This window comes from Agarivorans sp. 2_MG-2023 (genome assembly GCF_030548085.1).
Classification (GTDB): Bacteria; Pseudomonadota; Gammaproteobacteria; order Enterobacterales; family Celerinatantimonadaceae; genus Agarivorans.
The window spans coordinates 253727-270854 of record NZ_JAUORQ010000007.1 but is presented as its reverse complement, the minus strand read 5'-3'; the positions used below and the strand labels follow the sequence as shown (position 1 = coordinate 270854).

The following is a 17128-nucleotide window of genomic DNA, read 5'->3' as shown; positions in this document are numbered from 1 at the left end:
CCATGCCGAACTCAGAAGTGAAACGCAACTGCGCCGATGATAGTGTGGGGTTTCCCCATGTGAAAGTAGGTCACCGCTAGGCTCTCAATTAACTAAACCCCAAAGTCGTCAGACTTTGGGGTTTTTTATTGCCTGAATGAAAGTGAAATGATTTAAAGCAGGGTGTAATTGCTAAATTGACAACCTGTCCTAACCACTACTAACCATCAAATAAACTGCTGCGTTATGCGAAAGTTGGGATGCTAAGCGCCTAGGAGTGCGTTACTGACGACACTTTTACGCTTTGTTGATGGCTTTCTTAGTGACCTTGCAAATCCTTTGTTACAATGAACTTAGCATAGAGCGACCAACCAAGAATTTATAATAATGACCCCACGCTTTTCTCGTAATGCCTCTTTACTGTCTCTGCCTAAAATAGCTCAAGATCCTGAGCGGTATGAGGTGTTATTGAGCGCTAAAGCATATCGATTAAAACTACTAGAGTTAATTGCTCAAGCTGATTCACGAATCTATATTGTGGCGCTTTATCTAGAAGACGATGAAGCCGGCCGTTCTGTTATGGATGCTCTCTATGCAGCCAAACGCCAACGCCCTGACTTGGAAATAGTGGTATTAGTTGATTGGCATAGAGCACAGCGCGGTTTAATTGGGCAACAAGATGCTCAAGGCAATGCAGCGATGTATCGCGAGTATGAAGCAAAGTATCCAGGCTCTGTGAGACTGCTTGGCGTACCTGTTAGCCATAGAGAGTTATTTGGGGTTCTTCATCTAAAAGGCAGTATTGTTGACGACACCGTGATTTATAGTGGCGCCAGCATCAACGATATTTATCTTGAGCAACAGCAGCGCTATCGTTCCGATCGTTACCAGTTGTTAGGTAACCAACGTTTAGCTAACGCAATGGTAAATTATGTCGATCAATTTCTCATTGATTGTGACGCAGTTTCTAGTCTGTCTACAGCGACACCGTTAAGCACCCGAATGCTTAAACCTGCAATACGGCGCTTGCGAGTCACTTTGCAACGCGAACAATACAACTATTATCCGCAGGACCTCAGCGAGAGCCAAGTAGGAGTGACTCCTTTACTTGGTTTGGGGCGTCGCCAAAACCTGTTAAACAAAACCATTCGCCAGTTGGTGGTGAGTGCACAACACCAACTCACAATATGTACCCCTTATTTTAATCCCCCTAGCTCTTTGTCTAGAGAAATAACTAAAGCGCTTAAGCGTGGGGTAAAGGTTAAGCTCATTGTTGGAGATAAAACGGCCAGTGATTTTTATAGCGATCCTGAGCAAAGCTTTAAAGTCATTCATGCTTTGCCTTACTTGTATGAATGTAATTTAAACAAGTTTGTAAAACGCCAGCAGCGTTATATCAATAACGGCTTGCTAAGCATTAATGTTTGGTCACATGAGAAAAATAGCTTTCATGTGAAGGGGATTTGGGTTGATGAGCGGTTTACCTTACTGACCGGGAATAATTTGAACCCAAGAGCTTGGAACCTCGATTTAGAAAACGGCTTGTTGCTAGATGACCCCAACGGTTTGCTGCACGCTAAGAGAGATGAAGAACTTAATAATATTCTGCGCCATACCAGCTTGGTGCATAAGCCGTCAGATCTCGAACAACTTAATCAATACCCACTGCCAGTGAAGCGTTTGTTAAAGCGTATCTCTCGAGTGCGCGCTGACCGTTTACTAAAACAAATTTTGTAGCATCAAGTTTAAAAAAAAGCCCAGCTGAAGCTGGGCTTTTTAATGCGTATAGTTAGCTAAAGCTTAAACCACAGGCGCAGTGTTTTAGTTTCTGTTAGCTAGGGAAAGAAAAATTAACGCCTTCCCTCACCGAAGATGAAGGCCAGCGCTGGGTAATGGTTTTACGTTTTGTATAAAAACGCACGGCATCTGGTCCATAGGCATGTAAATCACCAAACAACGAACGCTTCCAGCCGCCAAAGCTGTGAGAAGACACTGGTACAGGTAAAGGAACGTTAATACCTACCATGCCTACTTGAATGTTGTCTGAGAAGTAACGTGCGGCTTCGCCATCACGAGTATATAAACAGGTGCCATTGCCAAATTGATGCTGATTAATGAGCTGCATCCCTTGTTCCATGCTGTCTACGCGGACCACACATAATACCGGCCCAAAAATCTCCTCTTGGTAGGCTTTCATGTTACTGGTTACGTGGTCGATTAAGGTACCGCCAACAAAAAAGCCATCGGGATAGCCTGCCACCTGAGGGTTCCGGCCATCAACCACCACTTTCGCGCCGTCTGCCTCTGCGCTGCTAATGTACATAGCAACTTTGTCGCGTTGCTCCGCGGTAATCAGTGGTCCAAAATCATTTTCTTTATTCGAATAAGCGCCCACTTTTAGGCTTTGCATGGCATCACTTAGACCCGCAATCAGTTTGTCGGCTGTATCATCGCCTACTGCAACGGCTACCGATAATGCCATGCAGCGTTCGCCAGACGAACCAAAAGCAGCACCAAGCAGTGAGTTAACGGCGTTGTCCAAATCGGCATCTGGCATAATTATCGCGTGGTTTTTTGCGCCACCTAATGCTTGGCAGCGCTTACCGTTGGCGGTCGCTGTGGCATAAATGTATTCGGCAATTGGGGTTGAGCCAACAAAACTAACCGCAGCGACTCGTGAATCACTAAGTAGGGTGTCTACGGCTTCTTTATCGCCATTTACTACGTTGAATACGCCATTGGGCAAACCCGCCTCATGTAATAGTTCAGCAATCAACAAGGTGGCTGACGGATCTCGTTCCGATGGTTTTAGTACAAAGGTATTTCCACACATAATCGCCATTGGAAACATCCACATCGGCACCATTACTGGGAAGTTAAAAGGAGTAATACCTGCGACAACACCCAGAGACTGAAATTCACTCCATGAATCAATGCCCGATCCCACGTTTTTACTGTGTTCGCCTTTCAGTAACTCAGGGGCATAACAAGCATATTCAACATTTTCGATACCGCGAGTCAGCTCACCCATAGCATCGTGTACTATTTTGCCGTGCTGCTGGCCTACTAATTCACAGATTTGCTCGGCATTTTCTTCCAGCAAGCTTTTGTAGCGAAACATGATTTGAGCACGTTTAGCGACAGGTGTATTTCGCCAGGCAGGAAAAGCGGCCTGAGCTGCCGATATAGCTTGTTCTACGGTAGCTTTAGGCGCTAATGCCACTTGGTTAGCAACTTTACCGGTTGAGGGATTGAATACATCTTGTAAACGGCTGTGTTCTGTTTGTGTCTCGCCGTTAATTAAGTGACCAATGATAGACATGTTATGTTCCTTTTCCTTAAAAGCTTAGGCGTGGCCTGATAAGTGCTGAATCGTGTCGCCTAATGCATTAAATAGGCTGTCAATTTCGTTTGCGGTAACCGTAAACGGAGGCGCAATTTGTATAGTGTCTGCACCATAGCGTACGTAGAAACCTTGCTGCCACATCGCTTGTGCGACTAAATAAGGGTTTAGCGCTGGCTCCCCTGGTGCGTGTACAAGATTTAACCCTACTGCCAAACCCATATTACGAATATCACTGACTAACTCTAAGCCAGCTAACTGATGGGCGGCTCGCTCTAGTAATGGAGACATTTCTCGTGCCCGCTCAATCGTATGCTCTTTCTCTAATAAATCTAGAGTGGCCAAGGCTGCTGCACACGCAATGGGGTGAGCTGAATAAGTATATCCATGTGGCAATTCCAACATATAGTCCGGGCCACCTTCTGCCATAAAGGTATCGTAAATTTCCTGCTTACAGGCTACGGCACCCATGGGAATAACACCATTTGTCAGCTGTTTAGCCATGTTGATGATGTCGGGGGTTACACCACACGCTTCGGCACCGGTTTTATAGCCTAAGCGACCAAAGGCGCATATCACTTCATCAAAAATAAGCAGTATTTGGTGTTGGTCGCAGATCTCACGCAAACGCGTTAAATAGCCGAGCGGTGGAGGAATAACTCCGGCGCTGCCAGCCATGGGTTCTACAATGACGGCGGCAATGTTAGAGGCATCGTGAACTGCAATTAAATCCAATAGGTCATTAGCCAGTTCGGCGCCTTTCTCTGGCTGACCTTTGGTAAAGGCATTTTCTGGCAATACGGTATGGCGCATATGTGCGGCATCGACCCCCGCGCCAAAAATAGCGCGATTGGGCCCTATACCACCTACTGAAATACCGCCAAAATTCACCCCGTGGTAACCCTTACCACGGCCGATTAATTTGGTTTTACTGGCTAAACCCTTCTTTCGCCAGTAAGCGCGAGCAATTTTGAGTGAGGTATCTGCTGATTCTGAACCCGAACCAGTAAAAAACACTCTATTTAGTCCTGCCGGCATAAACTCAGTGATTTTTTCCGCCAGTTGGAATGACGCTGGATGACCAAACTGGAACGCTGGCGAATAATCTAGTTGGTTGGCTTGCTTAGTAATTGCCTCGGTAATCTCTTGGCGGCCGTGCCCCAAGCCACAGGTCCATAAACCAGACAGGCCATCAAAAATTTTTCGGCTATCGGCATCATAGTAATAATTGCCTTTGGCTTGTTTGATGATGCGTGGGTCTTGTTTGAACTGGCGATTACCCGAATAGGCCATCCAATGACTATCGAGCTGATTTTGCGTAATGCCCATTTGTTCTAGTGTTGCCATTTGCATCCCCAAGCAAGCTTCATTTGTTGGTTTAGCTTAAAACTCGCTTTACGTTTCATCAATGTGTATCTTTCAAACTAAAGTTTCATAAAGGTGAAACAAAATGCAGAAGATACTCGGCCAGTTAAGCGATATTGATTTACGTTTGCTCAAAGTATTTAGAGTGGTGGCCGATTGCGGCGGCATTTCAGCGGCTGAAGTTGAACTGAACATTGGTCGCTCTACCATTAGTCGGCATGTGAAAGACCTAGAGATTCGACTCGGGGTAACCCTATGCCAGCGTGGGCGAGCAGGTTTTGTGCTTAGTCCTGAGGGGCAGCATGTTTATCAATCTAGCTTACGCCTAATGGGCGCGTTAGATGAGTTTCGTGCCGATGTACAAAGTTTGCATAAAGACATGACGGGCAAGCTGGCCATTGCCCTGTTCGATAAAACCGTTACCAACCAGCAGGCTAAGATCTCAGAAGCACTACAGTTGTTTGACCAACGTGCGCCCAAGGTTAGCTTAGATTTATACGTAGAAGCTCTTTCAGTGATTGAAAGTGGAGTGATCGAGGGGCGCTATCAGCTGGGAATTGTGCCGGGTCAGCGACAATCTAGTAGCCTTAACTACCAATATTTGTTTGATGAGAAAATGGCGCTGTATTGTGGCTATCACCATCCTCTATTTAAACGCAGTGATATAACCATTAGTGCGCAAGAAATAGTTGCTCAAAAATATGCAGGTCTTGGCCACCACTCCCCTAATATGGAGACTTCGCAGCGCAAAGGTTTTAGCCGCCAAGCGACTGCCTACGATCAAGAAGCGATTGCTACTTTGCTATTGTCAGGCGCTTATTTGGCTTATTTGCCCGAGCATTACGCTAGGAGCTTTGTGGAACAAGGCATGATAAGAGCATTAGGGGGTGAAGACTTTGCTTATCACTGCCCATTTTTAGCTGTAACGCGTCATTCGCCAAAGCCTTCTCGAATTCTAGCCTGTTTTATCGATTGCTTGAATCAAGCTCACGGTGTTCAGTAAGGGCAAATGCTAACGCATTAGATGACTTAACCAGGCGCTAATCGCTTTCACTTGGCTGGGCGATACACTATGAGCCATATCAAACTGCTGAAATTCCACTTGATAGTGTTGAGCTTGCAACTGGTTAAAGGCTTGTTGGCCGAGGTTTAATGCCACTACGTCATCTTGGCGACCATGTTGAATTAACACTGGAGTGTTAGTTTGCAACGCTGTTGTGGGCAGGCTTTCTGCTAATAAGTAAGTAGACATGCATAACAAGCCACCCAAGCTATTTGGGTAATTTAAGGCACACTGATAGGCAACGGCACCGCCTTGGGAGAAGCCAGCAATAAAGATCTTCTCGCTAGCAATACCCAACGTAACTTGTTGCTGAATGACTTGCTCAATCTGTTCGCTTACCTCATCTAGGTGGGAATGGTTAATCTGTCTTTCGGGCGAAAAGGCTAAAATATCGTACCAGGCAGGCATGAAATAACCGGCATTTACCGTTACCGATCGAGTCGGTGCTGCCGGAAAGATAAAACGTACTGCGGCATCGGCAGGCAGTTTGAGTTGTTTTGCCAAAGGAACAAAGTCTTCAGGCCCCGCGCCTAATCCGTGCAACCAAATTACACAGTGGCGCGCCGGTTGTTGTGGTTCTACAGTAATAGCATTATCAAGCATCGAGTTTCCTTTGCTGAATGAGAATCTTCTCTGTAAGCTGTGCAAAATTTTAAGCAACGGGCATTGTATGCCAATACCTCGGAGAGACAAGCATGCAAGAACTAATAGATGAAATAAGGGATGCAGACCAATCGGGTGCTTACCCAAGCGATCTTCCTACAGAAGCTCAATTAGTTGAAGTAGAAGAGCTCATTCTCATCCCGATGCCTGGTGACTTACGTGCTTTTCAACTTACCGTAAGTAATGTTGCTATTGGAAGTTTAGAGCCGGTGACGATTAGTGACCCGTATTTACATACTTACTTACCGGAAGTTGCCGCTACCGCTTGGAATTTGGGTTTGCCACGTGAGTTTATTCCTATTTGCCAGAACGGCGATAATTTTTACTTTATTAGTCAAGAAGGTGAAATAGGTTACTGGCAGGGTCAAGAGGATTTAGTTCCTGAATGGGATACCATTTGGGATTGGGCAACTGAAGTATGGATGCAAAGCTAAGTCGCTAATGGATGAGAAGCAGCAGTACCTTGCCAAGTTTTGGCTGGTGATCGGTCATATTCCTGAGGGGCGAGTCGCCACTTATGGTGGTGTAGCCGAAATGGCCGGTTACCCAAGAATGGCTAGAGCGGTAGGGCGCTGCCTTAAAAGCTTACCAGAAGGTTCCAGTTTGCCTTGGCATCGAGTAATAAATGCCAAGGGCATGATTTCATTTCCTGAGGGTTCTCCTCAGTACCAAACGCAGCGGCAACGTTTAGAAGACGAAGGCATTGTTTTTCGCAATAATAAAGTGCCTCTCGCTCAACACCGTTGGTTGGGCGACTAGCCCAAAACTATCGCGCTTAGCTGTTACTGCTTTTGTTCGCCTAGGTGTAAGCTTAACTTGTGCTCTAAGTAATCACTAGACAGGCCTGTGAGTTGCTTTAGCTGCTGCAGTTCTTCTTGTTGTTGCTTATTTAAACTAAAGATTTCTTTCACTGCGAGTTTGTTGTTTTTTATCGACGATAGGGGAAAGGGTACAACGTTACTCACTTGGCGAGTCGCGTAAGTTTTATTGGCTTGGTAACTATCTACATTGCAAAACTGCTTAGCATTAACAGTAAGCAAGCGTCTCTTTTTAAGATCGTGTAATACCATGATCTACCACTCTCTATTTATCGTTTAAAACTACTGAGCAATAGAGTCACTATTTGTTGGCTTGACCATCACTGGATATTCGTTGACAGCCGGTTGGTAAGTGCTTATTGCTACTTTATTCTAGCTTGAGCTAGTTGTTGTTTTTATCATTGACGCACTCAGCTTAGGCCAACCAATACTCAAATCAATGGTTAATTTTGCGCTTAGACGGTGGACCACTGTTATGTTGCTGATTTAACTTTAATAAGGCCTAAAATTCCAAGGAGAACCTAGCTGTAAAAGAAGTTTTACAATAAGACTAAAGTTGTAGCTAAAGCCTATACTTGTTGCTTGGTACCGTTTTAACTTGAACCTAATGTTCTGCTAGTTACACTGCATATTACTGAATAACTTTGATCAAGTAGCCACGATTTGCCTGAGCTTCCGTTAACCTTATCAACTCCCGCGGTAAAACCATGGTTTTTGTATATCATTCGTACCAAAAACCAGCATCTTTACACTGGAGTTACCACAGATGTAGAGCGCCGCTTTAGCGAGCACCAGCAAGGTGGGTTAAAAGGAGCTAAAGCGCTGCGTGGTAAAGGCCCATTGGTTTTGGCATTTCAACAGCTCATGGCGTCTAAGCAGCAAGCAATGCGCTTAGAATATGCTATTAAACAACTCTCAAAGTCGAAAAAAGAGTTGCTGGTCGCGGGCAAGTTAGATTGGCAAAACCTTTTGTAAACGGGCCTTATTCAGGGCTATTTTGCCAATCTTCTAAGCCGTAACGTGCCAATATTTTTTCCAGTTCTCCAGTTTCGCGCATCGCAACAATTGCCTCACTGAGCTGAGAGGACAAGGCTCTACTTTGTGGATTACTGGGTGAAAAAGCGATGTATACCAAACTTGATTCAAACTCTTTAGCAAAGCGAATCTTTTGGTTATCTCCTTGCTGATGGCTGTAATAACTTGCCACGCTTTTGTCTTCGATGTACCCATCAATTCGCCCTTCTTGTAATAGCTTATGCATCTTTACTAAGGGCTGGTCACTGCGTACGGTGACGAGGTTTCGTTTGTGCTGCTTCGCTGATACGTAGCTATCGATAGCGGGACCATAATCATAATTAGCAATGACAGCAATACGTAGTTCTTCCAAGGATTCAATACCTTGATATTGCCAGGTGCTATCATTGCGCATTACCAATACTTGGGTCGCGCGGCCAATGGCTTCACTAGGGTAAATAAAACCCTCGGCTTCACCATTTACGGCGCCAATCACACCTTGATAAACCCCTTTCTCACTATGCCTTAATGCTCGTGTCCATGGCATTTCGCGAAAGTTAACCTGATATTTAGGGCTAAAAGCGCGCTGAATGATTTCTATCGCATAACCAGGCAGCCGACTATTGGGTTTACAGTTAAATGGGCACCAGCGGTCTGCAGCAAACGTTAATTGTTCAGTTTGGTTGGCCTGAAGTTGCCAAGGTAGGCCGGCCAAAACTAAGCTGACAACGGCGAGGGCGACCTTTAGCAAGGGAAGCTTATGTAAATGGAACAAACGAACAGCATCGGGGAAAATCTCAATACAACAAACTTTGACAGTGCATTATGCTGATTTAATAAAGGATTGTATTGGAAAGGCTTAGCATATTGAGTGAACAAACTAAGCTTGCTGTCTACTAAAGTTGACAGTAAATACTTCAGTTTAGCGAGAGCGCTCATTCTCTCGCTATTCGGCCTAGTTATCTATAACTGGTGCGGTGGTGTCTTTGCTTTTGGGTTTACGTAAGCTACGTTTACCGATTAACACTAATGGTAAAACAATCATTGCTGCGCCTAACCAAGTGAGCGCATCAGGCATTTCATTAAAGCTGACCCAACCAACCACTGCTGCGCCTATTAAGCCGGTGTACTCGGCGCTGGCAATAGTATTGGCATCGGCGGTTCGATAAGCCACAACAGAACCAGCATGTAAAAACAGAATAAACAAACTACTGCCGCCAGCAAGAGTGACCAACTCCCAGTTAATGCCATGTAATTCTGGCCACGCCAACAGCAAGGTGGCAGGTACTACCATTACATTGGTCCAAAACAAACTGGTAACAACCGACTCCTGCTTAGGAATGTATTTCACGGTTAAGTTACTCAAAGCCAGTGTTAAGGCGGTGCCAAGAGCCGCCGCTGCGCCCCAGTTAAACTCTGTAGGTCTGATAATAACCAGAACCCCAATAAAACCGATGGTAGCAGCTACCATTTGAGTGCGGTTAACGGTGCTTTTATGCAGCCACATGCCTAGCGGTAACATCATAATTGGCGCGGCGTAAAACAAAGCGTTAGCAGTGGCTAGCGGCAAGGTCATTAATGCCACTACCATACAGCCCGAGCCCGCTAACCATAAATGTCCTCGCACCACGTGGATCAGCGGCTTTTGAGGTAGTTTATTCTTCGTGAATAAAAACAGCGGTAACAACAGCATTAAGGTACAAAGTTGACGGTACAACAATATCTCGAATACCGAGGCTTGCTCGCCGGCTATTTTCATTAACGCATCGGATAGCACCGCAATTTGGTTGGCCACCACCAAAATAACAATGGCGACAAGAGTGTAATTGTTTCGCATGCTTGCCCCCTATGCTGTAGCTAGTGTTGAATAGAAAAGGCAGTGTAGAGACTTGTGAAACATTAAAAAAATGATAATAATTTAAAATACATGAAAAAAATGAATGTATTTTTATGCGAACACTTCCACCATTAAACGCCTTAGTCGCTTTTGAAGCTGTTGCTCGCAACCAAAGTGTGGCTAAAGCTGGCAGCGAACTAGGGATTAGCCAGAGTGCAGTGAGCCACCGCTTGCGCTTACTTGAAGATTACTTAGCAGAACCGTTGTTTGAAAAAGTTGGCCGACAACTGCAGTTGAGCGATACCGGGCGCGGGTACTTTGTAGAAGTAGAGCGTATTCTCAATGAGCTCAGTCATCTTACTCGACAAGTTAAAGGCGAGGGTATCGATCAGCTGCGACTTACCTCTTATAGTTCGTTTGCGCTTAAGCGTTTAGTGCCTTTGTTGCCTAGTTTTCGAGCGCGACATCCCGATATTGATTTACGCCTACAAATGGTGACCGAAGAACCGCTGCTTTCCAGCAAAACCGGTGACTTGTTTATTTGTTTTACGGCCACTGCTCCTGGTTATGTGAGCCGACTGTTACACAAAGAGCGCTTAGTGGCGGTGTGTTCACCAAGTCTCTACCAAGAAATCGACCATCAAAATTGGCGACAAGATTTACTCAACTTTCCGCTGCTTTCTTGCGACTTAGACGAAGATGCTAAGCAGCCCGGAGGTGATTGGGCAGTATGGTCGAAAGGGCTTGGTATTGCTTTGCCGGTCAACCAAGGCTTTCATAGTTTTAGTCATCAAGTATTAGCGTTAGAGGCGGCAGAAACAGGTCAAGGGATTGCTCTGGTCAGCGACTTTATGGTGGAGAAAGATATTCGCGAAGGCAAATTGGTCGATCTGCCAGTATCGTCGGTTTACACCGGCTACGATTTTTACCTGTGTTTTAAACAAGCACGCAGCCGCGAACAAGGCTTGCGGGCTGTGGTTGATTGGCTCGTAGAAACGGCAGCTAGCCCCCTAGAGCGCTAAATGTACTTTATCAGCCAGCATGCAGTGCTATCTTTGGGTGATCCTATTTTGCGGAGGCCGTCGGTAGGTAGCGACTTGAAAAGGTAATTGGCTACCTTGTTGGTTTAATCTGCGAGTAACTTTACCAATAACAAGCTCAGGCTGTCCACAAAGTCTACGCGTAAAATGGCAAACTCGTCATTTTGCATAACCTGTTGCATAGTGGCCGAAGGGTGGCTGGTATGCCAGCAACCAATCACACTTTGGTAAAGAAACATAACTTTAGTAATAGCTTGTTGTTGGTTAGCTTGTGGTGACCAATGCATAAACAAGGCACATAGCTGTTCTGCCATTGCTTTTAAATCACGTTTGAAACTAATCGCTTGTTCTATGTTTTCTTGCTTCTCTAAGACCGTGTGCAAAATAGCCGACAAGTAACAAAAGGTGGGTTGAGCTGCGATGGTTTCGGCTAATACTCTTGGCTTTAAGCTTTGTTTAGAGAGGCGCTCAATATCTATCAGTAGGTGGTTGGCCTCTTCCAAGTACAACGCCATAAATAAACTTTCTTTGTTGGCGAAGTAGCGATATAGCGCGGGTTTAGACAATTCCAGGTCATTGGCCAGCTGGCTTAATACCACACTCTCATAGCCGTGCTCGGTCAAGGCTTGCTTGGCAGCGTGTAAAATTTGCTGCCGACGAAGTTGTTTTTGTTCAGGGCTAATCGCGCGCTTTTTTATTGCTGTATCCACGGTTTTTTTCATTAAGCTATTGATAGTTTTACCTTAGCCAGTAATGGCCAGAAAAGCCATTAATCATATGAGTGATCGCTTACAAGTCTTGCTTTCGCTAAAGCATACTGCGCTTGAGCTTCTAAACTTGTTGTATGAATAAGCAGGTTTTCAACTCAATCTTGCGATCTGTCGGTCACTATTCGGTTAAGTTACCATTGGAAACTTGCATATTCATTAAGCTACGCTATATAAGTTACTGTGGGTATTTTAATTGCTTGTGTCGATATTTCAAGTAAGGCAAGGAGCCAAGGTGAAGCTAACAAGACGTAAATTGTTGCAATATGGCGCTGTTACTGCAGCAGTTGTGGGTGGAGGGTCTTGGCTATTCTCCCATTATCCTCTGCAGTTTACACCCCAAGCTGGTCTGCGTTTGTCAGCTCAACATCAGCAAATCTTTTGGGCGCTTATTCCGGCTTTTTTAGAGGGTGGCGTCGCGGCAGATGACAAACCAGCCTTACAGCAAGTTCTTGCTAACATCGATCATGCTTTTGCAGTGTTGGAACCGCATACTCAGGCTGAGTTAAGGCAGCTACTCGATCTGCTTCAGTCACGAGGCGGTTGGTTATTATTAAGCGCTGGTGCTAGTCAGCTTAGCCAGCTCTCTTTGCAACAAAAATTACAGATATTGCAGCAATGGCAGTGGCACTATTTGCAGTTACTTCGCCAAGCTTATCAAGGCCTGCACGAACTGATTATGGCTGCTTGGTATGGTGATCCTGTGTCTTGGGATCTACTTAACTACCAATTACCCGCTCAAGCAAAAGGACTGCTTAATGATTAAGGATATTATTGCTGAAGGCTTAGCGGCGGGTTGGCAGCATATTGATGGTGCTGAACAGCAACAAGATAAAAGCCTAGAGTGCGATGTATTGATAGTTGGCAGCGGCGCGGGTGGTGGAATTACTGCTCAAGTATTAACTCAAGCTGGCTTGAAGGTGCTTATTGTTGAAGAAGGCCCACTGAAAAGTAGCCAAGACTTTAAGATGCAGGAGCGCCAAGCCTACCCCGACCTTTATCAAGAGTCGGCAGCTCGAAAAACCAAAGATAAAGCGATAGGGATTTTTCAGGGGCGCTGTGTTGGGGGGTCTACCACGGTAAATTGGACAACTTCACTCCGTACCCCAGAGCATACCCTCAGTCATTGGCAGCAACGTTGGGGCTTTACCCAGATTAACGCTGTATCACTGGCGCCTTATTTCCAACAAGCTGAACAAATGTTGGGCATACAACCTTGGTTAACGCGTAACCAAAACAACAGCTTACTGGCTAAAGGTTGCGATGCCTTGGGCTGGTCATATCAAGCCATTCCACGCAATGTAAAACAGTGCTGGGATCTAGGTTATTGCGGGATGGGCTGCCCAACCAACGCCAAGCAATCAATGTTAGTCACCACTATTCCAACGGCCTTAAATGCTGGCGCTAGCTTGTTAAGCCGATTTAGGGTTCAGCAGCTAACCATTGAAAATGACCAAGTGGTGGGGGCGCAGCTTACCGCTCTAAACAAGAATCAACGAGCCACTAAGCGGGTATTTACTATTAAGGCTAAACACGTGGTGTTGGCAGCGGGAGCGATTGGCTCACCAGCTATATTACTGCGCTCAAAAGTGCCAGACCCTTATCAACGAGTGGGCAAGCGCACCTTTCTTCACCCGAGTGTAATGAGTGGTGCATTGTTTGAGCATGTAGTGGCGAGCCATCAAGGCGCACCGCAATCGGTATATTCTGACCACTTTGTTTGGCAAAACGGCAGTGAGGGCGCGTGTGGTTATAAACTCGAAGTGCCACCGGTACACCCTATTTTATTGGCAACCAAAACAACTGGCTTTGGCCAATTTCATAGTGAGATGATGCAGCAGATTAATCACCTGCAAGTGACCATTGCTTTATTACGTGACGGTTTCCATGACGATAGTGTTGGTGGCCAAGTACAGCTGCGTAACGACGGAAGCCCGGTGCTAGATTACTCGATTAGCGATTATCTGTGGCAGGGTGCACGCCGTGCCTTATTAAGCATGGCTGAGCTGCAGTTTGCGGCAGGAGCAAAAAAGGTTTACCCCTTACATGAGCAAAGCCAATTGGTGAGTTCTTGGGCTGAGGCTAAAAAGCTCATCAAGCAGTTGCCCATGCAGGCTTTAGCGACACGCTTGGCTTCTGCTCATGTTATGGGAGGTTGCGCCATGGGAGGAGACGAGCAAAACTCAGCGGTTGATGAAGCCGGAAATTATCGCTGGCTAAGTGGCTTAAGTGTGATTGATGGTTCGGTGTTTCCCACCAGTTTAGGGGCTAATCCGCAACTGAGTATTTATGCCATGGCACTACGAAACGCTGAATTATTGGCTAAATCACTGCGTAGATAGCTTAATCGCTGAGCCAGCATTTACAAAGCTAGCGCGGCACTGCTAGTCTTTAATAAAGCTTAAAATAGGTGTTGCTTCATGTGGTTACAACGTTTGGTTAGATTGAAAGCGCGACCGCGCGGCTTTCATTTAATTACCGAAGAGTTGATTTTACAGTTACCGGAGTTACAAGACTTCAAAGTGGGTTTATGCCACCTTTTGTTGCAGCATACCAGTGCCAGCTTAAGCTTGAATGAAAACGCCGACCCTACTGTTCGCGCCGATTTAGAAGCCCATCTCAATAAAATGATTCCCGAGAACGCGCCTTATTTTCAGCATACCTATGAGGGTGCCGACGACATGCCTGCACATATCAAAAGCAGTTTGCTTGGCAGCCAAATCACCCTACCTGTGAATCGAGGGGAGTTTGCCTTAGGAATTTGGCAGGGGATTTATTTAGGCGAACACCGCAATGATGGTGGCAACCGCCAGTTAATCGCGACCATTAGTGGCGAATAATACTTGGTGTAAAACGCTTACTTGTTATTAGCGCGTGTGACCCAATATCTTGAAGATACTCATTACTTAAGTTGGTGCTATGGATTTATTGGCGATCTTCATTTTTACGTTTATTGTGATGTTCTTTTGGCGACGCCGAAAAGACGCAGAACGTGCTCAGCATCTGATTAAGCAAAAGTGCCAAACTTTAGATCTACAGTTACTTGAAGTTAACTTTACCCAAGAAAAACCGCAAAAAATGGCAGGTTACTGGCGCTGGTGTCGCTTCTACCAATTCGAGTTTTCGTCTACCGGTGATAGCCGCTACCAAGGTGTATTGATAATGGCCGGCAGCCAGTACAAGTTTGATTTGCCGGTCTATAAGGTTGGGGACGACCTTTATCAAGGCTGAATCTCTTCGTTTTAATCATCTGTTATCAGAATGGATCTTTCACACGTCATGAAGCTCTTTATATTTCTTCTATTGCTGTTGCCTAATATTGTATTTTCAGCTGTCGATTTAGTAAAAGTTGAAAAATCAAAAAATAGAATGTACTTGTTGGAAAAAGGACAAGTTGTAAAAGAATACCATGTGGCGTTTGGAGCTAATCCTAAAGGCCACAAGCAGCAAGAAGGGGATGAAAAAACACCTGAGGGTGTTTATCAACTAGATTATAAAAAAGAGAATTCGTCTTTCTATCGCGCTATGCATGTGAGTTATCCGAATAAGCAAGATAAGGCTAATGCCACAAAGCTCGGAGTATCTCCAGGCGGATTCATAATGGTCCATGGCCAACGCAATTGGCTTAGCTGGCTAGCGCCAGTGACACAGCATTTTAATTGGACGAATGGTTGTATAGCCTTAACAAATTCAGAAATGGATGAGTTTATGGAGTTAGTTAATGTAGGCACAAATATACAAATAGATTGGTAGCTCAACCCCCACTTGTTAGCTGCTGAGGCCTACATCAAACGAGTTGTTAATCGTACATCAGCTTTTCCGCTTTTTGATGATCGAACTCTTTCAAGGACTTCCTTGCCAACATTCTAAATGGCAGCGCTTTTACTATTTCTTCAAATGGTTGAATCGCAAAGGCCCAGAATATCGACACTTCATAATGCAAAATTAACACGGCACATAATGGAATAGCGATAAGCCATTGCCCGATAAAGTTAATTTTGAATACTGAGGTGGTTTTACCTAAGGCTCTTAGTGCGTGACCATGCACGGTATTGTAACCACGAACTATCGGTAAGAAGATATATAGTGGGGCAATAAGGCTTAAGGCTTGGTAAGTTTCAGCATCTAGATCTGGGTAAATGTTAGGCAGTATAAAGCTTAAGCCAGCAAAGGCTATGGCGCATAGCGCCGAAATGCCTACGGATACATCGATGCTTTTATCTACGTTCTTTCCCAGGTTATTCAGATTTTTAGAACCAATGGCTTGGCTAATACTAATTGCTGAAGAATGTGCCCAGGCGGCGATAAACTGGGTGCCTGCTCTTAGCCATGGCGTGACCAAGGTAATAGCCACATAAGCGTTAATATTAAGCTGTGAGTAGAGCAGTTGGTAAATGCTGATGCCAATTTGCAGAATGGTGACGTTGGCGGCAACCGGGAATATTTCGTTAGCATGTGAACGAAGGCTGTTAAGCAGAGACTTAAGGTTTTGATTAAACCTTAGATCGAGGCTGGGATCGGCTTTAACGCAAATCGTTAAATAGCTCATTCTAATCATTATGGCCACCAAGCTACCTAAGGCAGCACCTTCTAGTCCCATGCCTTGGGTATTGGAAAAACCATAGATTAAAAAGTACGACAACACCGCGTTGATAGGCATCTCTATCAAGTAGCCTTTGAGCGGTATTTTGCTTTTACCTTGGCTATTTAGCAGGGCAATTATCACCTGGGTCATGGCGGTAAAAAGCACTAGGTATTTAGAGTAAGATAAGTAGCTGATGATTTGCTGCTGCAGTAAACCATCATCGGTCAGTACTGCCACAATAGGCTGGTTGCCAAAGGACAAAATCAGCCAAAAGACTAAGGCAACAGTGAAGTTGATAATAAGCCCAGCCCAAAAGCCTTTTGCGACAGACGCGCTATTGCCCGAGCCTACTGCGCGGCTAAGTACTAGCTGCGAGCCGTTGGCTAAGGCCATTTGAATACCCAAAATAAACGCTACCAGTGTTGCGGCTATCCCCATTGCTGCCAAAGGGATTTCACCAAGAGGGGATACCAGCAGGGTATCCACCATTAACATAGACTGCATCAACAAGCCGTTTAGGGCTAATGGCCAGGCTAAGGCAATGTTTTTTCTAAGGTATGTTTGAGAAGGCACGCTATTCCTTACCTAGCCGCACAAGAATATTTGAGTTACTGGTGGTAACTAAGAATAGGGCGTTTGTCAGCTAATACAGGT

At 45.2% G+C, this 17128-nt stretch carries 19 protein-coding genes; 11 read left to right on the top strand and 8 right to left on the bottom strand.

Annotation, left to right across the window (positions count from 1 at the left end; all coding sequences use genetic code 11):
* Positions 1–366: 366 nt before the first annotated feature.
* Entirely contained in the window at positions 367–1716 is a 1350-nt protein-coding gene (pssA, locus tag Q4549_RS12975) for a CDP-diacylglycerol--serine O-phosphatidyltransferase (protein ID WP_303552401.1), read from the top strand.
* Between the two features lie 94 nt (positions 1717–1810).
* Here the strand turns inward: pssA and Q4549_RS12970 are convergent, their stop codons facing one another.
* On the bottom strand, positions 1811–3301 hold the full coding sequence (locus tag Q4549_RS12970) for a CoA-acylating methylmalonate-semialdehyde dehydrogenase (protein WP_303552398.1): 1491 nt from the start codon (positions 3299–3301) through the stop codon (positions 1811–1813).
* A 24-nt stretch (positions 3302–3325) separates the two neighbouring features.
* Positions 3326–4669, bottom strand: coding sequence for an aspartate aminotransferase family protein (locus Q4549_RS12965; protein ID WP_303552395.1), 1344 nt, complete (start codon positions 4667–4669; stop codon positions 3326–3328).
* Positions 4670–4772: 103 nt separating this feature from the next.
* Between Q4549_RS12965 and Q4549_RS12960 the strand changes: the two genes are divergently transcribed.
* Entirely contained in the window at positions 4773–5690 is a 918-nt protein-coding gene (locus Q4549_RS12960; protein ID WP_303552391.1) for a LysR family transcriptional regulator, read from the top strand.
* A gap of 9 nt (positions 5691–5699) precedes the next feature.
* Here the strand turns inward: Q4549_RS12960 and Q4549_RS12955 are convergent, their stop codons facing one another.
* Entirely contained in the window at positions 5700–6353 is a 654-nt protein-coding gene (locus tag Q4549_RS12955; RefSeq protein ID WP_303552388.1) for an alpha/beta hydrolase, read from the bottom strand.
* Between the two features lie 92 nt (positions 6354–6445).
* Between Q4549_RS12955 and Q4549_RS12950 the strand changes: the two genes are divergently transcribed.
* Both Q4549_RS12950 and Q4549_RS12945 read left to right on the top strand, forming a co-directional pair.
* Positions 6446–6847: an SMI1/KNR4 family protein gene (locus Q4549_RS12950; protein WP_303516910.1), complete on the top strand. Its 402-nt coding sequence runs from the start codon at positions 6446–6448 to the stop codon at positions 6845–6847.
* A gap of 7 nt (positions 6848–6854) precedes the next feature.
* Positions 6855–7172 carry an MGMT family protein gene (locus Q4549_RS12945; RefSeq protein WP_303552385.1) on the top strand — a complete coding sequence of 106 codons (318 nt, stop codon included), beginning with the start codon at positions 6855–6857 and terminating at the stop codon, positions 7170–7172.
* Positions 7173–7195: 23 nt separating this feature from the next.
* Here Q4549_RS12945 and Q4549_RS12940 read toward each other — a convergent pair whose 3' ends face one another.
* Positions 7196–7483 (bottom strand): hypothetical protein, encoded by a 288-nt coding sequence (locus tag Q4549_RS12940; protein ID WP_303552383.1) that lies wholly within the window; start codon positions 7481–7483, stop codon positions 7196–7198.
* Positions 7484–7894: 411 nt separating this feature from the next.
* Between Q4549_RS12940 and Q4549_RS12935 the strand changes: the two genes are divergently transcribed.
* Complete coding sequence (locus Q4549_RS12935; RefSeq protein WP_303552381.1) at positions 7895–8206, top strand: GIY-YIG nuclease family protein; 312 nt, start codon at positions 7895–7897, stop codon at positions 8204–8206.
* 7 nt (positions 8207–8213) lie between these two features.
* Here Q4549_RS12935 and Q4549_RS12930 read toward each other — a convergent pair whose 3' ends face one another.
* Positions 8214–9020 (bottom strand): ABC transporter substrate-binding protein, encoded by an 807-nt coding sequence (locus tag Q4549_RS12930; RefSeq protein ID WP_303552378.1) that lies wholly within the window; start codon positions 9018–9020, stop codon positions 8214–8216.
* A 180-nt stretch (positions 9021–9200) separates the two neighbouring features.
* Complete coding sequence (locus Q4549_RS12925; RefSeq protein ID WP_303552375.1) at positions 9201–10082, bottom strand: DMT family transporter; 882 nt, start codon at positions 10080–10082, stop codon at positions 9201–9203.
* Positions 10083–10195: 113 nt separating this feature from the next.
* Between Q4549_RS12925 and Q4549_RS12920 the strand changes: the two genes are divergently transcribed.
* Complete coding sequence (locus Q4549_RS12920) at positions 10196–11104, top strand: LysR substrate-binding domain-containing protein (protein WP_303552372.1); 909 nt, start codon at positions 10196–10198, stop codon at positions 11102–11104.
* A gap of 104 nt (positions 11105–11208) precedes the next feature.
* Here Q4549_RS12920 and Q4549_RS12915 read toward each other — a convergent pair whose 3' ends face one another.
* The gene (locus tag Q4549_RS12915) at positions 11209–11832 is read right to left on the bottom strand and encodes a TetR/AcrR family transcriptional regulator (RefSeq protein ID WP_161985107.1); all 624 of its coding nucleotides are present in this window, start codon (positions 11830–11832) and stop codon (positions 11209–11211) included.
* A 292-nt stretch (positions 11833–12124) separates the two neighbouring features.
* On the opposite strand from Q4549_RS12915, the gene Q4549_RS12910 reads away from it, so the two are divergent.
* The 5 genes from Q4549_RS12910 (at position 12125) to Q4549_RS12890 (ending at position 15642) form a co-directional block, all read left to right on the top strand.
* Positions 12125–12655: a twin-arginine translocation signal domain-containing protein gene (locus Q4549_RS12910; RefSeq protein ID WP_303552370.1), complete on the top strand. Its 531-nt coding sequence runs from the start codon at positions 12125–12127 to the stop codon at positions 12653–12655.
* Complete coding sequence (locus tag Q4549_RS12905) at positions 12648–14231, top strand: GMC family oxidoreductase (protein WP_303552367.1); 1584 nt, start codon at positions 12648–12650, stop codon at positions 14229–14231. Before Q4549_RS12910 ends, Q4549_RS12905 begins: the two co-directional genes overlap by 8 nt.
* 78 nt (positions 14232–14309) lie before the next feature.
* Positions 14310–14729, top strand: coding sequence for a secondary thiamine-phosphate synthase enzyme YjbQ (locus Q4549_RS12900; RefSeq protein WP_303516892.1), 420 nt, complete (start codon positions 14310–14312; stop codon positions 14727–14729).
* A 79-nt stretch (positions 14730–14808) separates the two neighbouring features.
* Positions 14809–15120, top strand: coding sequence for a DUF3301 domain-containing protein (locus tag Q4549_RS12895; RefSeq protein WP_137672590.1), 312 nt, complete (start codon positions 14809–14811; stop codon positions 15118–15120).
* Positions 15121–15168: 48 nt separating this feature from the next.
* The gene (locus Q4549_RS12890) at positions 15169–15642 is read left to right on the top strand and encodes a murein L,D-transpeptidase family protein (RefSeq protein ID WP_303552364.1); all 474 of its coding nucleotides are present in this window, start codon (positions 15169–15171) and stop codon (positions 15640–15642) included.
* A gap of 46 nt (positions 15643–15688) precedes the next feature.
* Here the strand turns inward: Q4549_RS12890 and Q4549_RS12885 are convergent, their stop codons facing one another.
* Positions 15689–17047, bottom strand: coding sequence for an MATE family efflux transporter (locus tag Q4549_RS12885; RefSeq protein WP_303552360.1), 1359 nt, complete (start codon positions 17045–17047; stop codon positions 15689–15691).
* Positions 17048–17128 lie beyond the last annotated feature (81 nt).

Bases quoted from the DNA above. Each gene is read 5' to 3' on its own strand.
- pssA (WP_303552401.1), top strand. From the start codon at position 367: ATGACCCCACGCTTTTCTCGTAATGCCTCTTTACTGTCTCTGCCTAAA.
- Q4549_RS12970 (WP_303552398.1), bottom strand. From the start codon at position 3,301: ATGTCTATCATTGGTCACTTAATTAACGGCGAGACACAAACAGAACAC.
- Q4549_RS12965 (WP_303552395.1), bottom strand. From the start codon at position 4,669: ATGGCAACACTAGAACAAATGGGCATTACGCAAAATCAGCTCGATAGT.
- Q4549_RS12960 (WP_303552391.1), top strand. From the start codon at position 4,773: ATGCAGAAGATACTCGGCCAGTTAAGCGATATTGATTTACGTTTGCTC.
- Q4549_RS12955 (WP_303552388.1), bottom strand. From the start codon at position 6,353: ATGCTTGATAATGCTATTACTGTAGAACCACAACAACCGGCGCGCCAC.
- Q4549_RS12950 (WP_303516910.1), top strand. From the start codon at position 6,446: ATGCAAGAACTAATAGATGAAATAAGGGATGCAGACCAATCGGGTGCT.
- Q4549_RS12945 (WP_303552385.1), top strand. From the start codon at position 6,855: ATGGATGAGAAGCAGCAGTACCTTGCCAAGTTTTGGCTGGTGATCGGT.
- Q4549_RS12940 (WP_303552383.1), bottom strand. From the start codon at position 7,483: ATGGTATTACACGATCTTAAAAAGAGACGCTTGCTTACTGTTAATGCT.
- Q4549_RS12925 (WP_303552375.1), bottom strand. From the start codon at position 10,082: ATGCGAAACAATTACACTCTTGTCGCCATTGTTATTTTGGTGGTGGCC.
- Q4549_RS12920 (WP_303552372.1), top strand. From the start codon at position 10,196: ATGCGAACACTTCCACCATTAAACGCCTTAGTCGCTTTTGAAGCTGTT.
- Q4549_RS12905 (WP_303552367.1), top strand. From the start codon at position 12,648: ATGATTAAGGATATTATTGCTGAAGGCTTAGCGGCGGGTTGGCAGCAT.
- Q4549_RS12900 (WP_303516892.1), top strand. From the start codon at position 14,310: ATGTGGTTACAACGTTTGGTTAGATTGAAAGCGCGACCGCGCGGCTTT.
- Q4549_RS12895 (WP_137672590.1), top strand. From the start codon at position 14,809: ATGGATTTATTGGCGATCTTCATTTTTACGTTTATTGTGATGTTCTTT.
- Q4549_RS12890 (WP_303552364.1), top strand. From the start codon at position 15,169: ATGAAGCTCTTTATATTTCTTCTATTGCTGTTGCCTAATATTGTATTT.